The sequence below is a fragment of the Bradyrhizobium sp. CCBAU 45321 genome (genome assembly GCF_028128975.1).
In the GTDB taxonomy this organism is placed as follows: domain Bacteria; phylum Pseudomonadota; class Alphaproteobacteria; order Rhizobiales; family Xanthobacteraceae; genus Bradyrhizobium; species Bradyrhizobium yuanmingense.
This window is the reverse complement of sequence record NZ_LFKZ01000017.1, coordinates 699,614-722,485: the sequence shown is the minus strand read 5'-3', so window position 1 is coordinate 722,485 and position 22,872 is coordinate 699,614. Positions and strand designations below refer to the sequence as shown.

11 protein-coding genes are annotated in these 22,872 nt (G+C 65.9%); 4 read left to right on the top strand and 7 right to left on the bottom strand.

The genetic code is table 11. The features are described 5' to 3' along the window. The first annotated feature begins 152 nt into the window (after positions 1-152). Positions 153-2,333, top strand: a complete 2,181-nt coding sequence (locus ACM43_RS09340) for a PAS domain-containing sensor histidine kinase (RefSeq protein ID WP_271539797.1) — start codon at positions 153-155, stop codon at positions 2,331-2,333. Here the strand turns inward: ACM43_RS09340 and ACM43_RS09335 are convergent. Both ACM43_RS09335 and ACM43_RS09330 read right to left on the bottom strand, forming a co-directional pair. Next, a complete protein-coding gene (locus ACM43_RS09335) occupies positions 2,308-5,772 on the bottom strand; it encodes an ATP-binding protein (protein WP_271539796.1) in 3,465 nt (1,154 codons plus the stop codon). The two genes, ACM43_RS09340 and ACM43_RS09335, sit on opposite strands and share 26 nt — an antisense overlap. A gap of 315 nt (positions 5,773-6,087) precedes the next feature. Next, entirely contained in the window at positions 6,088-8,751 is a 2,664-nt protein-coding gene (locus ACM43_RS09330) for a bifunctional diguanylate cyclase/phosphodiesterase (protein WP_271539795.1), read from the bottom strand. Between the two features lie 606 nt (positions 8,752-9,357). Here ACM43_RS09330 and ACM43_RS09325 point away from each other — a divergent pair. Together ACM43_RS09325 and ACM43_RS09320 are read left to right on the top strand one after the other, a co-directional pair. Beyond that, positions 9,358-10,419 carry a LysM peptidoglycan-binding domain-containing protein gene (locus tag ACM43_RS09325; protein WP_271539794.1) on the top strand — a complete coding sequence of 354 codons (1,062 nt, stop codon included), beginning with the start codon at positions 9,358-9,360 and terminating at the stop codon, positions 10,417-10,419. 179 nt (positions 10,420-10,598) lie between these two features. Beyond that, positions 10,599-11,927: a Spy/CpxP family protein refolding chaperone gene (locus ACM43_RS09320; protein WP_271539833.1), complete on the top strand. Its 1,329-nt coding sequence runs from the start codon at positions 10,599-10,601 to the stop codon at positions 11,925-11,927. On the opposite strand, the gene ACM43_RS09315 is transcribed toward ACM43_RS09320, so the two are convergent. From ACM43_RS09315 to ACM43_RS09305, 3 genes are all read right to left on the bottom strand, one after another. Next, positions 11,928-12,794 carry a hypothetical protein gene (locus ACM43_RS09315; RefSeq protein WP_271539793.1) on the bottom strand — a complete coding sequence of 289 codons (867 nt, stop codon included), beginning with the start codon at positions 12,792-12,794 and terminating at the stop codon, positions 11,928-11,930. It abuts the gene before it with no gap. 216 nt (positions 12,795-13,010) lie between these two features. Continuing rightward, positions 13,011-15,458, bottom strand: coding sequence for an adenylate/guanylate cyclase domain-containing protein (locus ACM43_RS09310; RefSeq protein ID WP_271539792.1), 2,448 nt, complete (start codon positions 15,456-15,458; stop codon positions 13,011-13,013). Positions 15,459-15,651: 193 nt separating this feature from the next. Next, positions 15,652-17,709 (bottom strand): AsmA family protein, encoded by a 2,058-nt coding sequence (locus ACM43_RS09305; protein WP_271539791.1) that lies wholly within the window; start codon positions 17,707-17,709, stop codon positions 15,652-15,654. Positions 17,710-17,959: 250 nt separating this feature from the next. On the opposite strand from ACM43_RS09305, the gene ACM43_RS09300 reads away from it, so the two are divergent. Beyond that, positions 17,960-18,634, top strand: coding sequence for a Crp/Fnr family transcriptional regulator (locus tag ACM43_RS09300; RefSeq protein ID WP_036044931.1), 675 nt, complete (start codon positions 17,960-17,962; stop codon positions 18,632-18,634). A gap of 71 nt (positions 18,635-18,705) precedes the next feature. Here the strand turns inward: ACM43_RS09300 and ACM43_RS09295 are convergent, their stop codons facing one another. After that, positions 18,706-21,849 (bottom strand): efflux RND transporter permease subunit, encoded by a 3,144-nt coding sequence (locus tag ACM43_RS09295; protein ID WP_271539790.1) that lies wholly within the window; start codon positions 21,847-21,849, stop codon positions 18,706-18,708. Further along, complete coding sequence (locus ACM43_RS09290; RefSeq protein WP_157287231.1) at positions 21,849-22,778, bottom strand: efflux RND transporter periplasmic adaptor subunit; 930 nt, start codon at positions 22,776-22,778, stop codon at positions 21,849-21,851. Before ACM43_RS09290 ends, ACM43_RS09295 begins: the two co-directional genes overlap by 1 nt. Positions 22,779-22,872: the final 94 nt, after the last annotated feature.

Here is a 22,872-nt window from a genome sequence, read left to right as displayed (position 1 = left end):
CCCGACTGTCGAAGCGCCGTCTCGCGGACGCTTTGACGGCATTCGGCGCCGCCAGGTCTCAACCAGCAGTTGGCAGGCCTTGGAACGCTCCGGGCTTCCATGCGTTCAAGCTCATTGCGTAGGCGCCCGCCTGCGGCACGTCGGGGCTAAGTATGTCGAATGTCGAAGAATTTCCGCTTTCTGCCCGCAAGCTGACTGAATTCGAGGCCCTCGTGACCGCGGCTCCTGCAGCGCTCGAGGCCATCCCCGGCGCCGTCTATGTCTGCGATAGCGAAGGCTGGATCGTGACCTATAATGGCGCAGCCGCGGAATTGTGGGGAAGGACTCCCGAGCTTGGCTCGGTCGAGAAGTTCTGCGGGTCGCACCGTCTCTACAAGATGGACGGTACCCTGCTTCCCCATTCCGAGTGCCCGATGGCCACGGCGATCCGGCTCGGGCTCCCTACACGCAACACGGAGGTCACGGTCGAACGACCTGACGGCTCGCAGATCACCGCGCTCGTGAACATCCGTCCCCTGCGCGATCATGCCGGCCGCATCCAGGGCGCAATCAACTGCTTTCAGGATGTTTCAGATCGCAAGAAGATCGAACAAGAGGTCCGCGCGAAGACCAAGGATCTCGAGGACTTCTTCGAGAACAGTGCGGTTGGGCTCCACATCGTGGGTGGCGATGGCATCATTCGCCGGGCCAATCAGGCCGAGCTCGATCTGCTGGGCTACAGCGCCGAAGAATATATCGGTCACCACGTGGCCGAATTTCACGCGGACGCCCCCATCATCGGCGACATTCTTCACCGGCTGTCCTGTGGCGAAAGGCTCGACCGCTATCCCGCCCGCCTGCGCGCGAAGGATGGCTCGATCAAGCACGTACTGATCACCTCGAACAGTCGTGTCGAGGACGGCAAGTTCGTCAGCACGCGCTGCTTCACGACTGACGTCACCGAGCTGCACGTGGCCGAGCTGGCGCGCGAGGCGAGCGAGACTCGCCTCGCTGCAACCTACCAGGCCGCCAGCGTCGGCATCGCCGAGGCGGATGAACATGGGCGGCTGCTCCGGGTCAACGATTACCTGAGCGAGATCACCGGGCGATCCCGTGAAGATCTGCTGGCGATGAGCTTTTCCGATTACACCCATCCCGACGATTGCGCCGCGGACCTTGCGCTCTACGAGCAACAGGTGCGTGGCGAGATTCCCAGCTATACCTATCGCAAGCGCGCCCTGCGCCCCGACGGCAGCGTGCGTTATCTCGAGATTTTCAGCTCTTCAGTCAGGGACAGCGCGGGCCGCTTCCGTTACGGCGTTCGCGTCAGTCACGACGTCACCGAAGCCAAGCGTTTACAGGATCGGATCCGCGAGAGCGAGCAGCATATGCGCGATCTGCTCGAGGCGCTGCCCGCCGCGCTCTACACAACCGACGCAAAAGGTCGCATCACTTTCTACAACAAGACCGCCGTCGAGATGGCCGGGCGCACGCCGCTGCCCGGCGACGAATGGTGCGTGACCTGGAAGCTCTATTGGCCGGACGGCACGCCCCTGCCGCACGACCAATGTCCGATGGCGATCGCGCTCCGGGAAGGACGGCCCGTGCGCGGCGTGGAAGCTGTCGCGGAGCGACCGGACGGCACGCGCGTACCGTTCATTCCCTATCCGACGCCGCTCTACGATTCCGACGGCAGGATGATCGGTGCGGTCAACATGCTGGTCGACATCACCGAACGCAAGCGCGCGGAAGTGGCGCAAGCGCTTCTGATCGACGAGCTCAATCATCGCGTCAAGAATACCCTGGCCACGGTGCAATCGCTTGCCAGCCAGACCGCGCGCCATACCAGCAGCCTGGACGACTTCAAGCGAACCTTCGAGGGACGGTTGCTGGCGCTCTCCCGTGCGCATGATCTCCTGACCGAGCGCAAGTGGCAGGACGCTCCGCTCCAGCGGCTCGTCGAGGACATCACGGCGCCCGTGGCCGAGGATGGCCGGATCAGGATGGAAGGTCCACACGTCGCGCTCAATGCGCGCTCGGCGCTCAGCTTTACGATGGTTCTCAACGAACTCCTGACCAATGCGACCAAGTACGGTGCCTTGTCGGCGCCGGATGGGACGCTCTCGATGCGATGGACCCTGCGGAATGGCGGGCACGGCACCATCCTCGACTATGAATGGGTGGAAACAGGAGGCCCGAAAGTCATGCCGCCCGTGCGCCGCGGCTTCGGCACGCGGCTGATGGAGCGCTGTGTCGAGGCGGACCTCGGCGGCGAGTTCGATCTCGCCTTCGAACCCGGCGGCGTGCGCTGTCGCATGTCGATGCCGGTCACGGGCACTGTCGGATCGAATTGATTCGCGCGATCCATGGCTGATCTCTGGATGACAGCATATCGAGCTCGTTTGCTAGCGCCATGGCTTCTTTCACGTCTGGCGTGACGAGCCCTTCACGGAGCCTGCCGACAACAGGCACAAGCAGGTCCACCGCCTGCTCAAGCTTGTCGGAATCTCGCCAGAGGCGGGCCAGGCTGACGGCTGTCCGCAGCTCCCAGGAGCGGGCATTCTGTCCGCGCGCGACTTCCAGCGACTGCACGAACAACTCCTCGGAGTCGGCCGCTGGTCCGGCATGGGCCCGGATGAACTCCCCTTGCAGGCGGTAGATCTCCGCCAGATAGAAGTGATCGCCCGTCCTCTTCGCGACCGTCAAGGCACCATCGAGCGCGCGCAAGGCCGCTTCCGACAGACTGGCCCTCGCATAGCCTTGCGCGAGGAGGCATCTGAACCAGCAACTGGCGAGCCAGGAATTCTGCGCCTCATAACCCTCGACGCCCGTGCGCATTTCGCTCAGACCTGCATCCATGTCCCCGAGCTCAGTCAGCGCCCATCCATGCAGAATGGTGGCCTGTTGCTTCCAATGCAGAAAGCCGTGTTGCGATGAAATGGTCATCGCGCGGCTGGCATAATCTCTGGTGCCCGTGACGTCGCGCAGATGCTGACAAAGGTATGCGCCAAACACTTGCGCGAATGCCAGCGTAAAAGGATGGCGCATTTGCTCGGCATCGGAAATCGCCTGCTCGCTGTGCTGCCGCGCGGTGTCGGGCTGGCCCAGGAACCATAGCAGGTATCCGAGGTACGACATCGACATGACGCCTGGATTGAGGAGCCTTTCCGCCGAACCGCGATGCAGAGCCGGATCATCGAGTTGGATGGAGCGACGAAGATGATGTTGCGCCGCCAGAAACCGCCCGCGGTAAAGCATGGTCGCCGCGATCGACCTGTGGGCCTCCACGAGGTACAGGGTCTGCTTCGACAGCAACTCGCTCGGACGTTCCCGTTTGGCGAATTTCAGGAGTGCGGCACTCAGACCGTGTGCCTTGGTCAGGTCAGCCCGAATGAAGTGGTGCATCCAAAGCCCTCTTATCGCCGCAAGCACCTTGTCTTCATCATCGAGCTGCCGTCCGAGCTCGAGGCCTCGGGCAAAATTGTCTTCCACCTCCTGTGTGCCGTAACCTTTGGCAGCGATCAGCGCGTTACCCAGCGCAATGCGAAGCTCCAGCTCCATTTCATCGCGGTCGGGCATCTCGGGACTGCCGAGGACGACCGCTAGGCCACGGCGCAGATGGCCGATCGCTTCCAAATAGGCTCCCAACCTTGCGGCGTGCCTGCCGGCCTTGATCCAGGAAGCTGCCGCCGGCTGGCTTTGATCGGATTCGGTCAGATGATAGGCGAGAAGCTCCGGCTCGCGCTCGGTCTTTTCCGGATAGTTCTGAGTCAGCACCGACGCGATCCGCGCGTGGAGCCGTCTCCTCTCGCTGCGCAACAGGCTCGCATGCGCTGCATCCTGGATCATCACGTGCTTGAACGAGTAGAGCGCATCCGGCGGATGTCCCAGCCGGACGATCAGCCCTGCCTCCTCAAGGCGATCGAGCGCCGCCTCGATCTGGTCGGCTGGTACGGAGGCGACAGCGTTCAGCATCTCGTAGGAGAACTGCCGGCCGATGGTGGCTCCGATCTGTGCGACCCTCTTGAACGGGCCCAGCCGATCCAGACGCGCCATCAGCGAATCCATCAGCGTCGCCGGGATTGCCAGCGGTCGCCACGAACCGGAGAGCACATAGTTTCCGCGTTCCTCGGTCAGAAGGTCGCTTTCGAGAACGGCTTTGGTCAGCTCCTCGACGAACAGCGGCACGCCGTCGGTCTTGACGATGATGTCCTCGACGACTTCCTTCGGCATTTTGCGGCTGCCGGCAACCCGCTCGACCAAGGTCGTCCGCTGCTGCCGGCTCAGCCTGTTCAGCACCAGCGTCGTGATGTGAGAGTGAGCGCTCCAGCTCGGCTTGAATTCGGAACGGCAGGTGATGACGACGAGAATGGGCGTGTACTGGACCCGCTCCACCAGCAGATCGATGACCTCCCGGGATGTCGGATCGATCCAATGGGCGTCCTCGAAGGCGATCACCAGCGGCTGATCGTGCGCGAGGCCCAGGAGATGATTGATGAGGGCGGAGACGATGGCGTCCTTTTGCTGCTGCGGCGACAGATCGAGCGGAGGATAGCGACCTCCGGTCGGGATCGACAGCAGCGCCGCAAAGAGCGGCGTCATCTGCTCGATGTCGCCGTGCGCGGCCGCAACGGTCCGCTCAAGACTCGACAGAGATGAGGCCGAAGCATCGTCGCGGTCGAGGCCCAGGGCAAATTTGAGCTGCTCGATTAAGGGATGGAACGCCGTCGAGCTGTAGTAGGGCGAACACTGGAACGAGACATGCCCGTGCCGATCCCCCGCAATCCGCACGAAGATTTCCTGGACGATGCGCGACTTGCCAATGCCCGGTTCCCCGAACAGCACCACGACCTGGCCGTCGCCCGCCTTGGCCTGCTCCCAGCGGCCGAGCAGAACCGTGATCTCGTCGTCGCGATTGACGAGTGGCGTCAGCCGGGAGCCGATGGCTGCGGCAAAGCGGGTCTCCACGCGCGACGGCCGAACCACATGCCACGCCTGTGTTCTTCCGGCTATGCCCTTGAGTGCATGGACCCCGAGATTGCGATAGTCGAACTTTCCCTTCAACAGCGACTGCGTCGACGACGAGATGACCACCCCGTTCGGCGGCGCCAGGCCCTGCAATAGCGCCGCCAGATTGACGGTCTCGCCGACCGCGGAATCGCGCTCCTCGGTCCCCTGGCCGACCAAGTCGCCCACGACCACCAGTCCCGTCGCGATGCCGATCCGGACGGCGGGCGCATGGCTGAGCGCACCCAGCGGCTCGATCGCAGGCGCGGTCGACAATGTCCGCACGATCTCGAGACCAGCCCGCACCGCTCGCTCGGCATCGTCCTCATGCGCTTTCGGGTAGCCGAAATAGACCAGGATGCCGTCGCCGACGAAGCGGGCGGCAAATCCTTCATAGTGTTTGACCACACCGACGCAGATTTCGCGAAAGCTCGCGATCATGTCACGCACGTCCTCGGGATCGAACTGTGCGGAGAGCGCGGTGGAATCGACCATGTCGCAGAACATCGTGGTGAGCTGGCGACGTTCCGCAACGATTGCCGTAGCGGGCAATGTGTAGCCCGCGGCTGGCGCGGCCATTCCGGAAAGGGACGCCGTTGCACGCTGAAGCCGCTTGCGGTCTCCGAGCGGCAGTCCAATCTGTGCCAGATCCGACTCGGTCAGGTGGGGCAGGATGTCGAGACCGATGCGATGGCGGACGAAGAGGTCCGTGTATTGGCTGAGCCCAACGCTTTCAAGCCAGTGTCTCAGACGCTCCGTCCCCGTCCTCGACTCATCATTCGGCATGCAGAAATCCCTGGTTCAAATTGCGCTGAACGGCTCCGAAATGCCTGTGGTTTGCGCTTGGATTGGGACTCGATGCGACTCTTCGTTGCGGCGGCCAATGAAGGCAAACCATCGGTATTTTGAGCGTTTCTCGCCCGCCCTCTCGAAAATAAGGCGGATCGGCGGCTCACCATTTCGACGAGCCAGGTGCGCAGAATTCAATGAATTGATAGCTGTCGGTCGCTGATTGTCAAATCGCCGCACGACCTCGAACCAAACACTCAGCGGCGCCGCTCTCCTCGCAGCGGACATCCGGGCCAGACGTGGCGTCGCCGGCTAGGCCGCGACCGCCTGCGCCGCCAGCAGCTGCTTCAGCTTCGCCGCCGGTACCGCCGGGCTGAACAGCCAGCCCTGCATCTGGCTGCAGCCGAGCTGGCGCAGCACCTCGGCTTGCGCTTCGGTCTCGACACCTTCGGCGGTGGTCGCCATATGGCGCGCGGCGGCCATGTGCACCACGGCCTGCACGATTGGCGAGGAGTCCTCGGACTGACCGATGTCGCTGATGAAGCTGCGGTCGATCTTGATCTTGTCGAACGGGAAGCGGTGCAGATAGCTGAGCGAGGAATAGCCGGTGCCGAAATCGTCGAGCGCGATGCGCACGCCGAGCTCGCGCAGCTGCTGCAGGATCGCCAGCGCCTCCTCGTCGTCGCGGATCAGCACCGTCTCGGTGATCTCGAGTTCGAGCCGTCCCGGCGCGAGCCCGGACTCCGCGAGGGCGGCGGCGACCTTGAGCGCCAGCGTGCGCGAGCGGAACTGGACCGGCGACACGTTGACCGCGATGTGAATCCGTCCCGGCCACGAGGCTGCCTCAACGCAGGCCTGCTTCAGCACCCATTCTCCGATCTCGCCGATCAGGCCGGTGTCTTCGGCGACCGGGATGAACTCCGCCGGCGATACCATGCCGCGCTCGGGATGGCGCCAGCGCAGCAACGCCTCGCAGCCGGTGACGACATTGGCGGTGAGGTCGACAAGCGGCTGGTAGTGCACCTCGAACTCGCCGCGTGCGAGCGCCTGGCGCAGATCGAGCTCGAGCTGGCGGCGCTGCCGCACCTTGGCGTCGTATTCGGGCACGAACAGGCGGAAGGTGCGGCGTCCCTGCGACTTCGCCGCATACATCGCCAGATCGGCGCGCTTGAGCAGATCGTCGAGATTGTCGCCGTGGTCGGGCGCGATGGCGATGCCGATGCTGGCATCGGTCGGAATCTCCTGTCCCCTGCAATCCACCGGCGCGCGCAATGCCTTGAGGATGGTTTCCGCCAGTGCCGTCAGCTCGGCCGGATCGGAGGTGCCGGCCTTGACGATGGCGAATTCGTCGCCGCCCAGCCGCGCGACCATGTCGTTGCCGCTGACGCAGGCGCGCAGGCGGTTCGCCACCTGGCGCAGCAACTCGTCGCCGACCTCGTGTCCGAGCGAGTCGTTGACGCCCTTGAACTCGTCGACGTCGATATAGAGGATCGCGAACGGCTTGCCCTGAGCGAGCTCGGCGACGCGGCGTTCCAAATGCCCGCGCAGCAGCACGCGGTTGGGCAGATCGGTGAGCGCGTCGTAATGCGCCAGATGGGCGATGCGCTCGTCGGCGCGGATGCGCTCGGTGACGTCCTCATGGGTGGCGAGCCAGCCGCCGGCAGCGGCCGGCTGGTTCTTGATCTCGATCAGGCGGCCGTCGGCGGTTTCGACGATCGCGCTCTTGGTGCGGCCGCTATTGCTCAGGATGTCGTCGCAATAGGCCTCGACGTCGCCCTCGAACGAGCCGGTGTCCCGGCGGTGCCGGATCACGTCGCGGAAGTGGACGCCGGGCTTCACCACAGCGGCCGAGAGCCCGTACATCTCGACGTAGCGGCGATTGCAGACGATCAGCCGCTCGTCCTGATCGAACATCAAAAGGCCCTGCGTCATCGTGTTCATCGCGGTGTCGAGCCGCTGCTTCTCGAGCGACAGGCGATGCGTCACCTGGCGGAAGATCAGAAAGAGCGTGAGCACCAACAGGCCAATCGACAGCGCGGCAATGGTGACGAAGAATTTCGTCTGCGTTCGCCAGGTCGCCAGCGTCGCATCAAGCGACTTGGTCGCGACCACGACCAGCGGCTCGCCGGTGAGCAGGCGCGAGGCTACGATGCGGTCCTTGCCGTCGATAGGGCTTGCGAGCTGGGTGGTGACGAAAGTGCGCTCGAACACCGCCATTTGCTCCGGCGTGCCGGTGCGGAAGTTCTGCCCGATCATCGCCTCGACGTGGGGAATGCGGGCGAGCAGCTGGCCGTTCTGGTGGTGCATCGCGATCGAGGAATCCTCGCCGAGCCCGGTCGAGGCGAAGAAGGATTCGAGCTGCTCGGGCGCGATCGCGCGCGACACCAGCCCGAGGAATTCGCCGTGCGGGCCGGAGATGCGCCGCGCGAACACGATCGCCGGTCCGTTGCCGAGCCGGCCGGGCACGACCTCCACTTCCTCTTGCGCAGCCGGATCGTCCTTGAGACGGTTGAAATAGCCGCGATCGGCGATCGAGACATCGGCGACCGGCCATTGCCGCGACGAGTTGATCAGCACGCCCCTGGCATCGAACACATTGGCGCCGGCGATGTCGGACCAGCCGCTGGCTTTCGCGCGCAGCACCTCGTGCACGGCGAGCGTGCCCATCTCGCTGCGGAAGATTTCGGCGGAGGCGATGCCGTGGCTCTCGAGCTCCGCGATGATGCTCTTCTGCAGCACCGCAAAGTCCTCGAACTGGCGGTCGAAATGCCGGGCGAGCATGCGGACGGCGTTTTCCAGGCTGTCGCGGCCGCTCTCGATAGCATTCTGCCGGAAGCGGTCGACGGTGAGCGCGGTGCCGATGGCGGTCGCGAGCATCAGCACGAAGCCGCCGGCGATCAGCCACGTCAGCGGCGCCCCGCGCCAACGGCGGAACAACGCACGCGTTCGTGCGGTCCATCGGATCGATGCGCCCATCCAGCCCTCCCGTGGGATGCAAGATGCAGCAAACCCGACAAGACCCGGTTACCATTGACGGTTAGGAAAATATGAATCGGAATGGAATCAGAGAGTTGGTTCCATCGCACAGGCGATCGCGGCAATACCGCAGCATGTCAGCGCTCGATTGCCCACTTCAAGGCTTCCGCGTTGGTCTTGGCGAACATCTCCGGCCCATCGAACTTGCCGGTCTCTAGGTCAGCGGCATTTCCAATGCGCCGGCCCCTTCGCCGCGACGCTCTTCATGTACTGCTCGAGCTTGGTGGCGCCGTCGGCGAGGTGAAGGCGAGATCGGCATCGTCGCAGAGCGTGAAGCCGGACGGCGGGCAGGAGGCAGCTCAAGCGAGTGAACGGGCAGCGTCACCACCAACGCGAGTGATCGCGCGGCACGGGAGAATACGGTCACGGGAGGAATTCCCTTGAAGAAGGCCGCGAACCGGCCTTGATGCTTGGACACCCGCATGGTTGCGCCGGTTGATCCGATGCGCCGGACGGGGGTCTAATCCGATCGACAGTCTTGCTGCGGCAGCCAAATCGGCGCACCTTGCCGGCCTCGGCTGATTTGCCACCTAAGGTCCTTTTCAGATGATCACCGCCTCCAAGGCCTTCATTGCCTTCTGTTTGCTCGCGCTGGTCGGCACCGCGCTGGTGATCGGGCCGACCGAGCTGCGCCGCCTGCTGCCTGATGGACCGAAGGTCACCGTCGCCGCCAAGCCGGAGGCCAAGGTCGAACCCCAAGCCGGAGCCAAGGTCGAGCCCAAGTTTGAAGCCAAGGTCGAGCCCAAGGTCGAGTTCAAGCCTGAGTCCAAGCCAGAGCTGAAGCCGGAACAGCCGAAGCTCGCCGACAGCGCGCCGCCTGCACCCGAGCCGAAGGCGGGCGCGCTGGCCGAGACCCAGAAGCAGGTGGCCGCGCTCGGTGACCTCGTGCTGGTCAAGCCGCCGGCGCCGGCTGCAGATGCCGGCCCCCGTTTCGACGTCGCCCGCATCGACGATCACGGCGAGGCGGCGGTGATTGCCGGCCGCGCCACGCCGGGCGCGCGGGTCGAGCTGATGCGCGACGGCAAGCCGCTCGACAGCGTAGTCGCCGACGCCTCGGGCCAATTCGTGATGACCCCGCCGCAGCTGCCGGCCGGCTCGTATGACCTGACGCTCCGCGCCAGGGCGCCGGACGGCACGGTCACCGAATCCGGCCGGACCATGCCGGTCACCATCGCCGCGGCGGCGCCGCCGCCCGTGCGCACGCCGCCGGTTGCGAAGCAGGAGGCCAAGCCGGCCGAGAAGCCCGACGACAAATCAGATGTCGTCGCCGCGCTGCCGTCGCCCTCGCCGCGGCTGGCGTCGGTGCCTGAGAAGCAAGGGGCCCGGCCAAAACTGATCGGAGCACCTAAACCAAGGACTCTCGCGCATGCGCCGGCGGCCACCGCGGTCGCATCGGCCTCGCCGGCAGAGGCGCTCACCGCCGCGCCGGCCGAGGCCGGCGGCAGCCGGATCATCGCCCGCGGCGACAGCCTGTGGGCGCTCAGCCGGCTCGCTTACGGCGACGGTTCCCGCTATGCCGTGATCTTCAACGCCAACCGCGACAAGATCCAAAACCCTAATCTGATCTATCCCGGCCAGACCTTCGTGATGCCGCAAAAGGCCGAGTGACACGGCACGGCCGGCGCGTTGCGACGCATTGTCCTGTGTCTCTCTGGAACATTCGGTTCCCTCGCGCGTCTTCGTGATGCGACGCATTGCGCACTTGGCGCGGGTGGGAGGGCCAAGACGTGGCCGAACAAGTCGTGGCCAAACAAGACCTGGCCAAATTGGTCGTCAGGTCAACGATCATGTCGGGACGCATGGGATTGGCACTGGCTGGCGCGATCCTGGTGGTTGCAGCAGTGCTGCTGCCTGACAGAGCCGAGGCGCAGTTCGGCTTGCGCGGCGGTCCGGTCGGGGTTGCGCGCTTCGCCGTCGGCCACGTGATCGGCCTGTCGCGCCTGCGCCATTCCCGCATGGCGGTGCGCGGCGGCCGCTACCGCTCCGCGGCGCTGAGGTCGCAGGACCCGCGCGGGGCCGACCGCAGCCAGCTGTCGAACCCTTACGTGATGCGTGCGGCCCTCACGGCGCAGGCTGCGCTGGCGGGCTGGCAAGGCGGCCGCCGCCCGCAAGGCTGGTGGCGTCATCCCGATGGCAGCTACGGCTGGGTCGGCCCGGTGTTTTGGCCGTTCGCGCATGACGATCTCACCAATGCGATCATCTTCGGCGACACCACCAGCCTCTCGCTCTACGGCTACGGCGACATCTATGCCGCGCTATTCACACCCTATGCCGCCACCGAGCTTGCCGCCTACACCGTGCCGCAAGGCCGTCGCGCGCGAAAGGTCCCGACCGCGGAGACGCTGTGCGAGGCCAGCGACACCGGCGGCCTGCCGGTCGAGCGCATCGCGAGCGCCGTTGCACCGAACGAAGCTCAGCGCACCGCGCTCGACGAGCTCTCATCCGCCTGGCTTGCCGCGCGCGACACCATCCGCACCGCCTGCCCGGCGCAAACCCCTGCGAATGCGGCGGAGCGCCTCGGCCTGATGCACGAGCGTGTCGAGGCCATGATCAAGGCCATAGACACCATGGAAGCGCCGTTGTCGAAATTCGTCGGCCTGCTCAATGACGACCAGAAAGCCCGCCTCAACGCCCTCGCCAGCGAGCGTCGCGCCGTGCTGGCGTCCTATCAGTCCAAAAACGCTGACAAGAACGATATCAAGAACGCGAGCAAGAACGCTGACAAGAACGCTTCCAAGGACGCGCAGGCGGCCAAGGCATGCCAGGCGGACTACGATCCTCTTTCCGACGAGAACGCCCAGCGCCAATACGAGCAGCTGATCCAGCAGCAATGGCCCGCCGCCGACATCGCCACCACGCTCCATCTCGATGAGGTCGCCCGCGCCCGCTTCGAGGTGCTGCAGGACACCACGCTCCGCACCATGCAGACGCTCAGCGCCTGTCCGACCGAGCCCGCCGCAACCCCGCAGGCCCGCCTCGTCGCCGTGAAGGCGCGGCTGCAGACCATGCTGCAAGCCGTCGGCGCGATCAGCGACGCGCTCGACGATTTCCAGGCCGACCTAAGCGACGAGCAAAAGGCCGGGTTCGAGGCGATCGGGCCGAAGCGGGGGGCGTGATCACCCGCACGCCCAGTCGAACTTCATATCCCTGAAATCCAGCTGCGCGTTGCCGCCGCCGAAATTGTAGCCGCCGAAATATTCCTCGAACTCGATGTAGAACGGGCTCATCTCCGGCACGGCTTGGCACGGCCGCATGGTGCCGCCGAGATGGTTGTGGGCGTGATCCCTGGCCCAGTCGTGCAGGCGGAAATTGTCGCGGCTAGGGGCGCCGCCGACATAGTAGTAATATGGCTGATACCCGGTCGGCGGATTTTTGCGCACGTACTCATCCTGCGGGCCCTTGCCGGCGTTGGGATCATCAGCGCGCGGCGACAGCGCGATCGCGCGCGTCTCGCCGAGATCGGCGCGCGGCGGGGTTGCAAACATCTTCTTGGCGTAAGCCGGCGCGGCCTCGAAGAAGGCGCTGGCGCCGCCGACGTCGAGCCAGCGCGGCCGCTCCACTGTTGCCAGCGCAAGCGGCGCCGGCGGTGTCGCGAACGCGCCGTCATATTCGGCCCTCGTCAAGAGCAGCGCGGCATATGCGTAGTCGAGAATGTCGGTCATGCGCGACAGGCGCGGATGCGCCGGCCGTGCCAGCACCGCCTCGCGAATCTCAGGATCGTCGGGCGCGCCGCCGTCGTTGTGATCGGGCGCCGTGGCGAAGAACGACAATGCGACGATGTCATCGCCATGCACCCGACAATCCTCCGGCAGCAGAAGCGTGAAGCCGTGCATCAAGGGATAGCCGGTGACGGGATCGAGCGGCCATTGCTCGGATGCAATGCCCGGCGGCAGCCCAAACACCCAGCCCTGGTCGCGCGACCGATCCGCGGGCCGGTCCAGCATCTGCAAATCATAGGCACGCGAAGGCAGCGGAAATGCCACGGCTCGTCTCCATCCGGATTCAGCCTCGCCGTTGAGGCGAGGGTTGGTCGCGGGGAGCAGGGATGTGGTTCGGGGAGGCGTTGAGGATGCTGCCAATCGGCCGGTGTTTTGCCCGACGTGTCAAATCGCGCGGCACGCGGGCGAAGCCTGCCGTAAGTCATTGATCCCAAAGGCCCGCCTACTGTGCATGGGGTTGTTTTCGCAGTTTTGTTTCGGCTACCCCCTCCGCCGCACCGCCGTGGCATCCAACACGTTCTCCACCTCTTCGCGCCAGCTCAATATCTCCATCGCGAGCACGGGGTGATTGAAGCCCTTGAGCTGGAGATCGTCGAGGGCGCGGGCTTCGACCCATGGCTCGACCATGCCGTAGACGCGGCGGCTGACCACGATCTGGTTGGGCTTGGCCTCGCTGCAGAGGCGGGAGGCGAGGTTGGTGACGCTGCCGATCGCGGCATATTCCAGCCGCTGCTCGAAGCCGACCTGGCCGAGCGTGGCATAGCCGAGCGCGACGCCGATGCCGAAGCCGAGGCTATGACCGCGGTTGCGCCAGCGCTCGGTCAGGGGGCCGATCGTGTCGCGCATCTCCACCGCCATCTTCACAGCGCGCTTGGTGTGGTCCTCGAACTGGATCGGCGCGTTGAACAGGATCATCACGCCGTCGCCGGCATATTTGTCGAGCGTGCCCTCGTACTTGAAGATCAGCTGGCCGAGCGCGGCGTGATATTCGCGCAGCACGTTCATCGCTTCTTCCGGCTCGGTAGCTTCCGTGAACGCGGTGAAGCCGCGCAGGTCGCAGAACACCACCGTGACCTCGCGGCGTTGGCTGGTGAGCAGCCCCTCCGGGCTGTCGGAGGAGGCGATCAGCTGTGCCACCTGCGGCGCCAGGAAACGCTCGAGCTTGCGGATGCGCTCGATCTCGCCGAGCTGGGTCTTCACGCGCTCCTCCAGCGACTTGTTCCAGTCCTTGAGCTGCTCGGTCTGCTCGCGGAGCTTGTCGGCTTGCGCGCGCACGGTCGTGTTCGCCGCCTCCAGCGCGTGGCTCTTGTGGTCGACCTCGCTGAACAGCTGCGCATTGCGCATCGCCAGCACGGCCTGGTTGGCGAAGGTGCGCATCAGGCCGATGATGCTGGGCGCGAACGCCCCGGTGGCGCGGCGCAGCACCACGAGCGAGCCCAGCGTGCCCTGCTGGTCGATCAGCGGCACCACCAGCACCGAGTTGAAGCCGGCCGCGAGCGCGGCCTCGCGCAGCGGCTGCTCGGCGGCCTGCCTGAGCTCGGCCAGCGCGATCGGCTCGCCGCTGTCGGCGGCATCGCTCAGGATGTTGCCGCCTTGGGCGATGGTGACATGCGCGCCCTCGGCGGATTTGTCGATGCCGTTGGCCTCGACCAGGTTGAAGCGGCGCGCCTCGGCGTCGAAGCCGTAGATCAGCACCGCGTCGGCACGGGTGATCTCGATCGCGCGGGCCGCGATGGTCGCAAGCACCGCGTTGAGATCGAGCGAGGAGGCCACCGCGCGGCCGACCTCCTCCAGCACCTTGAGCTCGCGGATCGACTGCGCGAGATCGCGGGTGCGCTCCTCGACCTTGCTCTCCAGGTTCGAATAGGTCTCCTGGATCTGGTCGGCCATGCGGTTGAACTGCCCGGCGAGGTCTTCCAGCTCGTCGGAGGTGTGCACGTCGATGCGGTGGCTGAAATCGCCTTCGCCGAGCCGGTAGGCACCGTCGCGCAGTGCCGTGATCGGGATGATCATGCGGCGGGCGAGCAGCGTGCCGGCGAGGATCGCGACCATCAGGCCCATGCCGATCAGAAGCGCGATGCGCACCAGCTGGTCGCGGATCGGCATCAGGGCCTGCGTGGTCGGTTGCTCGAACAGCACGCTCCAGCCGAGCTTCGGCACGATGCTCGCGGCGCTCATCACCGCATGGCCGTTGAAGTCGGTCCCGGACGTCTCGGCTTCGTGGCCGGGCGCGATCGCGGCTGCCACCTGCGGCAGCTTGGAGAGGTCCTGGCCGATCTCGGGCCCTTTCGATGACGTCGCCAGCACGCGGCCGCGCGGATCGACGACATAGGCGAAGGCGGCCTTGCCTACTTGCGCGTCGGACAGGAAGTCGGAGAGGAAGCCGAGATCGATCTCGGCCACGGTGACGCCGGCATTGAAGCCGGAATGCGCCACCGAGATCGACATCAACGGCGTCCGGTCGGCGAACCAGGCCGGCGCGTAGGTGACGCCACGGGCGACGGCGTCGGTGAAGCGCACGTCGCGGGAGAGGTCGGCATTGCCGCCGGTCGTGGTCGATTGCCTGGAGACGCGCAGCACCTCGCGGCCGTCGCCGTTGAGCTGGAACAGCTGGTTGACGACCGAGACCTGGTGCAGCAGAGAGGCATAGTCGGCGCGGCGCTTCTCCAGCGTGTCCTGGCTCGCGCGCGTCACCCAGCTGATCTGGCGGTCGAGCTCGGAAATCGCCTGCTCGATGCGCCGGGCGGCTGCCTGCGCCTTGTCCTCCAGGCCGTCGGTCAGCTGTGTCCGCGTCGCGCGGTAGGAGATCCAGGTCTCCATCGCCCCGTTGACGGCGAGGACGAACACGACGAGGCCGACGAGGGAGACGACGTATTTGGCGAACAGGCCCTCGCGCAGAGATCGTGTCTTGTCGTTCGCTCCTGCCATCCCGATCCTCTCGCGCCGCCACTGACGCCGCGCGCTGTGGGCCGTACAGGCCCCTTCCAAGCCGTTCTACCACAATTTGGACCGAAGGGCCGTCACGCGGCCGGCGGACCGGCCGGTGTGGTTACCCCTGTGGTCTCCTGGGCAGGTGGACCGGCGGCGATTGTCGCAGCCGGATCCGTTCGAAGGAGGGAGCTTATCGATTGAAGAGCTGCCGCAGCACGTCGTTCATTGGCTGACTGTCCTGCTGCGCGGCCGGTGGGTCCTCCAGGGCTGGGGCCGCCGGCGAGGCCTGCGGCGCCGGCGTCGAGGGCGTTGCCGGCAGGCTGCGGTTGCGCCCGGTGCCAGTGCCGCTCCCCGCGCCGCTGGAGAGACCCTGCTGGATCAGATTGCCGATCGCTTCCCCGAGCGGGCCGCCGAGCAGATTGTTCTGTCCCGGTTGCTGGCCTTGCGGATTGGCATTGCCGGTTGCATTGCCACTGCCCGGCGCGGCAGTGGCACCCAGCCCGAGGCTGCCCAGGATGTTGCCGAGCCCGGCGCCGTCGGGACCGAACAGGCCCTTGCCCATTTCGCGCAGCTTGGCATAGGCGGCGTCGGGATTGTCCAGCATGCCGGCCATATCGGGGTAGATCCGCGGCTGCGACCAGGAGCCCTGGATCATCACGGGAATGCCGAAGCCGACCGGCTCGGAGGTGCGGCCCTGGCCTTCGGTCGTCATCACGAGCTTGGGCTCGACGCGAAAGCCCATCATCTTGGTGTCGAGCGCGATGGTGCCGGCGCCGGTGACGCGCACCAGCGGCCCGATCAGGTTGAGGTCGGTCGTCACCGCCTGACCCTTGTCGATGCGGAAGGAGGCCGAGAGCTGCGACAGGTCCGTGCTCTGCTCCTGACTCGGGTCCTGGTTTCCGTTCTGACTTCCTTGCCAGCCGGACAGCGTGCTCGTCGTCAGCGAGCGGATCATCTGCGCGACATTGATGCCGCGGATGGCGCCGTCCTGGAAATTGACGAAGGCCGTGCCCTGCATGTTCGCCATCAGCGCGCGCTGGCTGTTGCCGGCGCTGCGCAAGGCGAGCTTGGCCTGCAGCTTGCCGTCGATGCGGTCGAACTCGGCAAGGCCCTGGAGCAGCGGCAGCGCGCGCACGCCGACGAGATCGGAATGCATGGCAAAGCTCGGCGCGCCGGTGGTCGCGTCCAGGATCACCTCGCCCGAGACCTGGCCGCCATAGGCGCCGAGATTGGCCGTGCCGGCCTTCAGCACGCCGCCGGCGAGCTTGGCGTCGAGCGCCAGCGGCGCAATCCGCGCATCGCCGATCACGGCCTCGTTGGCGGAGATCCGCACCTGCGCATCGACATAGTTGAGGCCGGAGACGTCGATCGGCGCATTGCTCCAGGGCTGCCCGGACACGCCTTCCGGCGATTTCGCCAGCGGCATCGCGAACCGCTGGAAGTCGAGATCGACCTTGACCAGCGGCTTGCTCGCGATGTCGACGGAAGCCCAGCCGTTGAAGGCGCCGTCGCCGAGCCTGCCGTTCACGCCGTTGATCATCACGACATTGCCGCTCAGCCGCATCTCGGCCTGGCCGGTGAGCTGGGATTTCAGCACGCTGGGCATGTCGATGGCGAAATCCACCTGAAACACCGGCCGTTCGGCCGGCGAGGCCGCCTTGATGTCGAACTTGGTCGGGTGATCGCCGACGCGCGCGGTGCCGGTGATATTGACCTTGCGGTCGCGGTCCAGGGTCGCGTCGGCGTTGATGGCGCTGATGCGGCCCTCGACACGGTCGCGCAGGCGCGAGAATGCCACTTCGCCGTCGGTGATCTTGATGCGGTCGATGGTGGCGCCTTTGGTGTCGAGCGCGAGCGGCTTCGAAGGGGCGGTTGCATTCGGCAGGCGTTCGCGGAGCAGCGGCTGGTAGAGCACGGGATGGGTGACGACGAGCTCGCTGATCTCGGGCCTGCCGGACCACACGCTCGCGAGCGACATGTCGGCCTGCACGCGATCGATCGTCAGGCGCGTGATGCCGCTGCGGTCCTTGGGGTCGGCCAGCGTGAGGTCGTTCAGCGTGACGTTCAGCGTCGGCCACAGGCTGATCTTGGTGGTGCCGTCGACCGACAGCCGATAGCCGGTCGCACTCTCGACGCGCGAGGCGATCGTCGAGGTCAGGAAGCCCGAGGGGATCCCGACCACGAGCAGAAGTGCGATCACGACGATGACGGCGGCCAAAGCCCCGCCGACGAATTTCAATGCTCTCATCTCGACTTTCCAGCGACGGACAATCCGCGCCGAACCCGGCCGATCACCCGTCCTTTGCGCCCGGAGTTTATCCCCGGACGGGAAGCGGCTCCAAGCGCGTAAAAATAGTCAGGGGGTGCTGCAAAGTTATGTGACTTATGACACACTTCTCCAGCGCGGTTTTACGCGATCCTGAGGTTGATGGTTTCAAGCGATTTGCCAAGACGATTTGCCAAGAGACGATGACCAGGACGTTCACAAGGACATTGACATGAGCAAGCAGGCCGAATTTGCGGTCATCCTGAAGATGAACCCGATGTTCGCCGATCTCGGCGCAGACGAGCTCCAGCGGCTGTCCAATCTCTGCCACACCCAGCATTTGGCCAGCGGCGAGGTGCTGTTCCAGAAGGGCGATCCCGGCAATGCGCTGTTCGGCGTGCGCCGCGGCCAGGTCCGCATCGAGACCGGCGCCGCCGACGGCAGCCGGCTGACGCTGAACTTCATGGGGCCGGGCGACCTGTTCGGCGAGGTCGCCGTGCTGGACGGCCAGAACCGGACGGCGGACGCGACCGCGGGCGAGGCCAGCGAATTGTTCGTGCTGCGGCGCGAAGACTTCCTCGGCTTCCTCGAGCGCGAGCCCAAGGTCGCGATCAAAATCATCGCGCTGCTCTGCCAGCGCATCCGCTGGCAGAGCGAGCGCATGGAAGAATCCATGCTGCAGCCGCTGCCGGTGCGGCTGGCGCGGCGGCTCTGCGCGCTCGCCGCCGATTTCGGTTCCGAGGTCCACATCTCGCAGGAGCAGCTCGGCGTCTTCGTCGGCGCCGCCCGCGAAAGCGTCAACCGCCAGCTCCAGGCCTGGCGCAAGGAAGCGATCCTCGATCTCCAGCGCGGCCGGATACTGCTGCGGAACATGACCAAGCTGACCGCGATCGCGCGGAACGAGTAGGGGCTTGTTCGCGGCGCTCATCATCGCACCCGACAGGTGACGAAGGTCGGCCGGTCGTAAGCCGCTTAACCCTACTCCGCCGCGGGCCGCGCGACGCTCGTTGGCGCCGGCCTGGCTTCCGCCGGCGCAGCTCCATGATCCATCTCCGCATCCTCGCTGTGCACGATCAGCCGCTTGGCGAAGCGCCAGATCAGGGCGCCGAAATCGTCCATCACCATGAACATCGCGGGCACGAACACCAGCGACAGGAGGGTCGAGAAGATCAGGCCGCCGATCACCGCGAGCGCCATCGGCGAGCGGAATTCGCCGCCGGCGCCGACGGCCAGCGCGCTCGGCATCATGCCCGCGGCCATGGCGATCGTGGTCATCACGATCGGACGGGCGCGTTTCATGCCGGCGTCGATCATGGCCTCCTCGCGCGGCGTGCCGGCCTTGATGGACTCGATGGCGAATTCCACCAGCATGATCGCGTTCTTGGTGACGATGCCCATCAGCATCAGGATGCCGATCCACACCGGCGTGGTGAGCTGCTTGCCGGTGACGAGCAGGGCCGCGATCGCGCCGCCGATCGAGAGCGGCAGCGAGAACAGGATGGTGATCGGCTGCAGGAAGGTGCCGAACAGCAGCACCAGCACCGCATAGACCATCATCAGCCCCGCCGTGATGGCGGTCGCAAAGCCCTCGGACAATTCGTTCAGGCTTTCGGCATCGCCCGAGGGCGAGACCTTCACGCCCTTCGGCAGGGTCTTCATGACCGGCAGGTCGTAGATCTTCTTGGTGGCATCGCCGAGCGCGGCGGAGCCGACGAGGTCGGCGGCAACCGTCGCCTGCCGTTCGCGGTCGTAGCGGCCGATGCTGGTCGGACCCTGGTCGAGCTTGACGTCGGCGATGACCGAAAGCGGCACGCCGCCCTTCTCGCCGCGCTCGCCGAGCGGCACGCGGAGCTGCTCCAGCGTCTTCAGATCGCCGCGGGCGGCGTCCTCGAGCTGCACGCGGATCGGCACCAGGCGGTCGCCGACGTCGAACTTGGCGAGTGCCGGTCCGACGTCGCCGATGGTGGCGACACGGATGGTCTGCGACAGGCTTTCGGTGGAGACGCCGAGCCGTGCGGCGAGATCGGCGCGCGGCTCGATGCGCAGTTCGGGGCGCTCCAGCGAAGTTTCGGAGATGACGTTGGCGATGGTGGGAATGCGCTTCATCTGCGTCGCAAGCTCGCTCGCGACGTTGTTGACGATGTTGGGGTCGACGCCGGTCACCACCAGCGAGATCGCGCGCAGGCCGTTCTCGTCCAGAAACCAGAAGCGGATGTCGGGAACGTTCTCCAGCTCCTGGCTGATGGAGAATTCGAGCTCGCGCTGGGTGATGTCGCGGCTGTCCTTGGGTGTGTAATTGATGATCAGGGCGGCGCGGCGCACCTCCTGGGTGCCCGGCGGGACGCGGCCGCCGTCGACGAAGATGCTCTTGACCTCGGGCCGCTTGCGCAGGCGCGCGACGATGTCCTCGGTGACCTTCTCGGTGTAGGCGAGCTGGGTGCCCGGCGGCAGCTCGAGCGCAAGCAGCGATCGCGCGCTGTCCTGGGCCGGCAGGAAGCCCTGCGGCAGCAGCGTGATGCTCCAGATCGAGGCGGCGAAGACGCCGAGCCCGATCAGCACCGTGATGAAATAGTGCTTCACCGACCAGGCAACGATGCGATGATAGGAGCGCAGGATGGGACCGGGCGGCGGCTCCTCGTGCGTGCTGTGCTTGAGGAAATAGGCGGCCAGCACCGGCGTGACGAAGCGCGCGGCGAGCAGCGAGAAGAACACCTGCACCGAGACGGTGATGCCGAACTGCTTGAAGAACTGTCCGGCAATGCCCGACATGAAGCTCGCAGGCGCGAAGATGGCGATGATGGTCAGCGAGATCGCGATGACGGCGAGGCCGATCTCGTCGGCGGCCTCGAGCGCGGCCCGGTAGGGCGACTTGCCCATGTTCATGTGCCGGACGATGTTCTCGATCTCGACGATGGCATCGTCGACGAGAATGCCCGTCGAGAGCGTGATGGCGAGGAAGCTGACGAGGTTCAGCGAGAAGCCGAGCAGGTCCATCGCCCAGAACGCCGGGAAGATCGACAGCGGCAGCGAGATCGCGGCGATGATGGTGGCGCGCAGGTCGCGCAGGAACAAGAGCACGATGATCACGGCGAGGATGGCGCCTTCGAACAGGGTCGAGATCGCCGCGTGGTAATTGCCGTTGGTGTATTCGACCGAGGTGTCGATCACCTTCAGGTCGACGTCGGGATAGGCCGCTTTCAGCGCGTCGATGCGCTTCTGCACGGCCTCGGCCACCTTCACGTCGCTGGCGCCCTTGGAGCGCTTGATGCCGAGCGCGACCACCGGCTCGCCGTTGAAGCGGGCGAAGGTGCGGCGGTCGGCGATGGTGTCGGTGACGGTGCCGAGATCGTCGAGCCGGACCTCGCCGCCGCCGAACAGCGGGATCATGGTGCCGGCGAGATCGCCAAGGGTCTTGGCGCCGGCGAGCGTGCGGATCGCCTGGTCGTTCTTGCCGATCTCGGCGCGGCCGCCGGCGACGTCGACATTGGTGCCGCGCAGGCTCTGGCTGACATTGACCGCGGTCAGGCCCATCGCCTGCAGGCGATCGGGATCCAGCGAGACCAGGATCTCGCGCTCGACGCCGCCGATGCGCTCGACCTGGGCGACGCCGCGCACGCCCTGCAGCGCGCGCTTGACCACGTCGTCGACGAAATAGGAGAGCTGCTCCGGCGTCTTGCCGGGCGAGATCGCGGCATAGGTCACGATCGGCAGGCCGATGACGTCGACGCGCTGGATCAGCGGCTCGGTGACGTTCTGCGGCAGGTTGGAGCGCACGCGCGTCACCGCGTCCTTGACGTCGTTGAGCGCGCGATCCGTGTTGGTCTCGAGCGCGAACTGGATCGTGGTGACCGACAGGCCGTCGGTGATCGACGAAGTGATGTGCCTGACGCCCTCGACGCCGGAGACCGCGTCTTCAACCGTCTTGGTGACCTGGGATTCCAGTTCTGCCGGTGCGGCGCCGAACTGCGATACCGCCACCGAGATCACGGGGATGTCGGCCGAGGGCAGCCGTGTGATCGCGAGCTTGGTGAAGGACACCCAGCCGAGGACCAGCAGGATGATCGAGAAGACGACCGACGGGAGCGGATTGCGGATCGACCATGCCGAGATATTGAGAGCCATCAGCGTACCCGCGTGCGATCGAGTTCATCGGCGAACATGGTCTTGATCTGGTCGCCGTCATGGAGCGAAGAGCCGGCGTCGGCCACGACGATTTCGCCGACCTGCAGCCCTTCCAGGATTTCCGTCGCGCTGTCGGACGACAATCCGACCCGCACCTTGCGTGTCTCGACGACATTGCCCTTGACGACCTGCACCGTGAGGTGATCGATCGCGGTCTTCGGGATCGAGACGCCGCAGCTTCGCTTGGCGTCGATCGAGGCGCGAGCGAACACGCCGACCTTGAGCGAGGGGTTGTTGGCGACGCTGATGCGGACCCGCCCGAGCTGCGTGGTGCGGTCGATCTCTGGCGCAACCAGCCGGACCCGCCCGATCAGATCGGGCGCATCGTCGCGGCTGATCCGCACGGTGGCGCCGGAGGTGAGCTTGGACATGTGCACCGCCGGGACCTGGGCGTCGAGCTCGATCTCATTGTTGACGGCGATGCGGAACATCGGACCGGCCTGCGGCGAGGCCGGCGCGCCGACGATGGTGCGGACCTCGGTGATGAGGCCCGGCGCGGGGGCTTTCAGCGAGATCGGGCCTTGCGGGCCGGGCCGCTGCGGCTGGCCCGGAATCTGCGGCGGCGCAGTGAGGCGCGCCAGCTCCTGGTTGTCAGCGACGATTGTGCCCTCGGTGACCAGGAGGTCGGTGACCCTGGAGCCTTCCTGATCGGCAACGACCACCGCCTCGCGGCGCGGTACGAAGAAGCCGGTCACCCGCACCAGATCGGAGAAGCAGGCATTGGTCGACTTCGTCACGATGACGAGCGCCTCGCTTTGCGTCTCCTTCGGCTCAGGACGCTTGCGATGCTCGAACAGATAATAGCCGATGCCGAGCGCGGCGACGAACAGCACGGTTCCGGCCGGCTTGAGATATTCAGTCAAATTCATCGGCGGATCATCCTGACCTGGCTCACGGCCATCCGCGCGAGGCCCAAACGGAGCGCTTTTCTGACATGAAGCGGCGTCCCGCAAGGCTGCGGGA

Excerpts from the sequence above, each read along its gene's own strand:
- ACM43_RS09340 (WP_271539797.1), top strand. The coding sequence starts at position 153 with ATGTCGAATGTCGAAGAATTTCCGCTTTCTGCCCGCAAGCTGACTGAA.
- ACM43_RS09335 (WP_271539796.1), bottom strand. The coding sequence starts at position 5,772 with ATGCCGAATGATGAGTCGAGGACGGGGACGGAGCGTCTGAGACACTGG.
- ACM43_RS09330 (WP_271539795.1), bottom strand. The coding sequence starts at position 8,751 with ATGGGCGCATCGATCCGATGGACCGCACGAACGCGTGCGTTGTTCCGC.
- ACM43_RS09325 (WP_271539794.1), top strand. The coding sequence starts at position 9,358 with ATGATCACCGCCTCCAAGGCCTTCATTGCCTTCTGTTTGCTCGCGCTG.
- ACM43_RS09320 (WP_271539833.1), top strand. The coding sequence starts at position 10,599 with ATGTCGGGACGCATGGGATTGGCACTGGCTGGCGCGATCCTGGTGGTT.
- ACM43_RS09310 (WP_271539792.1), bottom strand. The coding sequence starts at position 15,458 with ATGGCAGGAGCGAACGACAAGACACGATCTCTGCGCGAGGGCCTGTTC.
- ACM43_RS09305 (WP_271539791.1), bottom strand. The coding sequence starts at position 17,709 with ATGAGAGCATTGAAATTCGTCGGCGGGGCTTTGGCCGCCGTCATCGTC.
- ACM43_RS09300 (WP_036044931.1), top strand. The coding sequence starts at position 17,960 with ATGAGCAAGCAGGCCGAATTTGCGGTCATCCTGAAGATGAACCCGATG.
- ACM43_RS09295 (WP_271539790.1), bottom strand. The coding sequence starts at position 21,849 with ATGGCTCTCAATATCTCGGCATGGTCGATCCGCAATCCGCTCCCGTCG.
- ACM43_RS09290 (WP_157287231.1), bottom strand. The coding sequence starts at position 22,778 with ATGAATTTGACTGAATATCTCAAGCCGGCCGGAACCGTGCTGTTCGTC.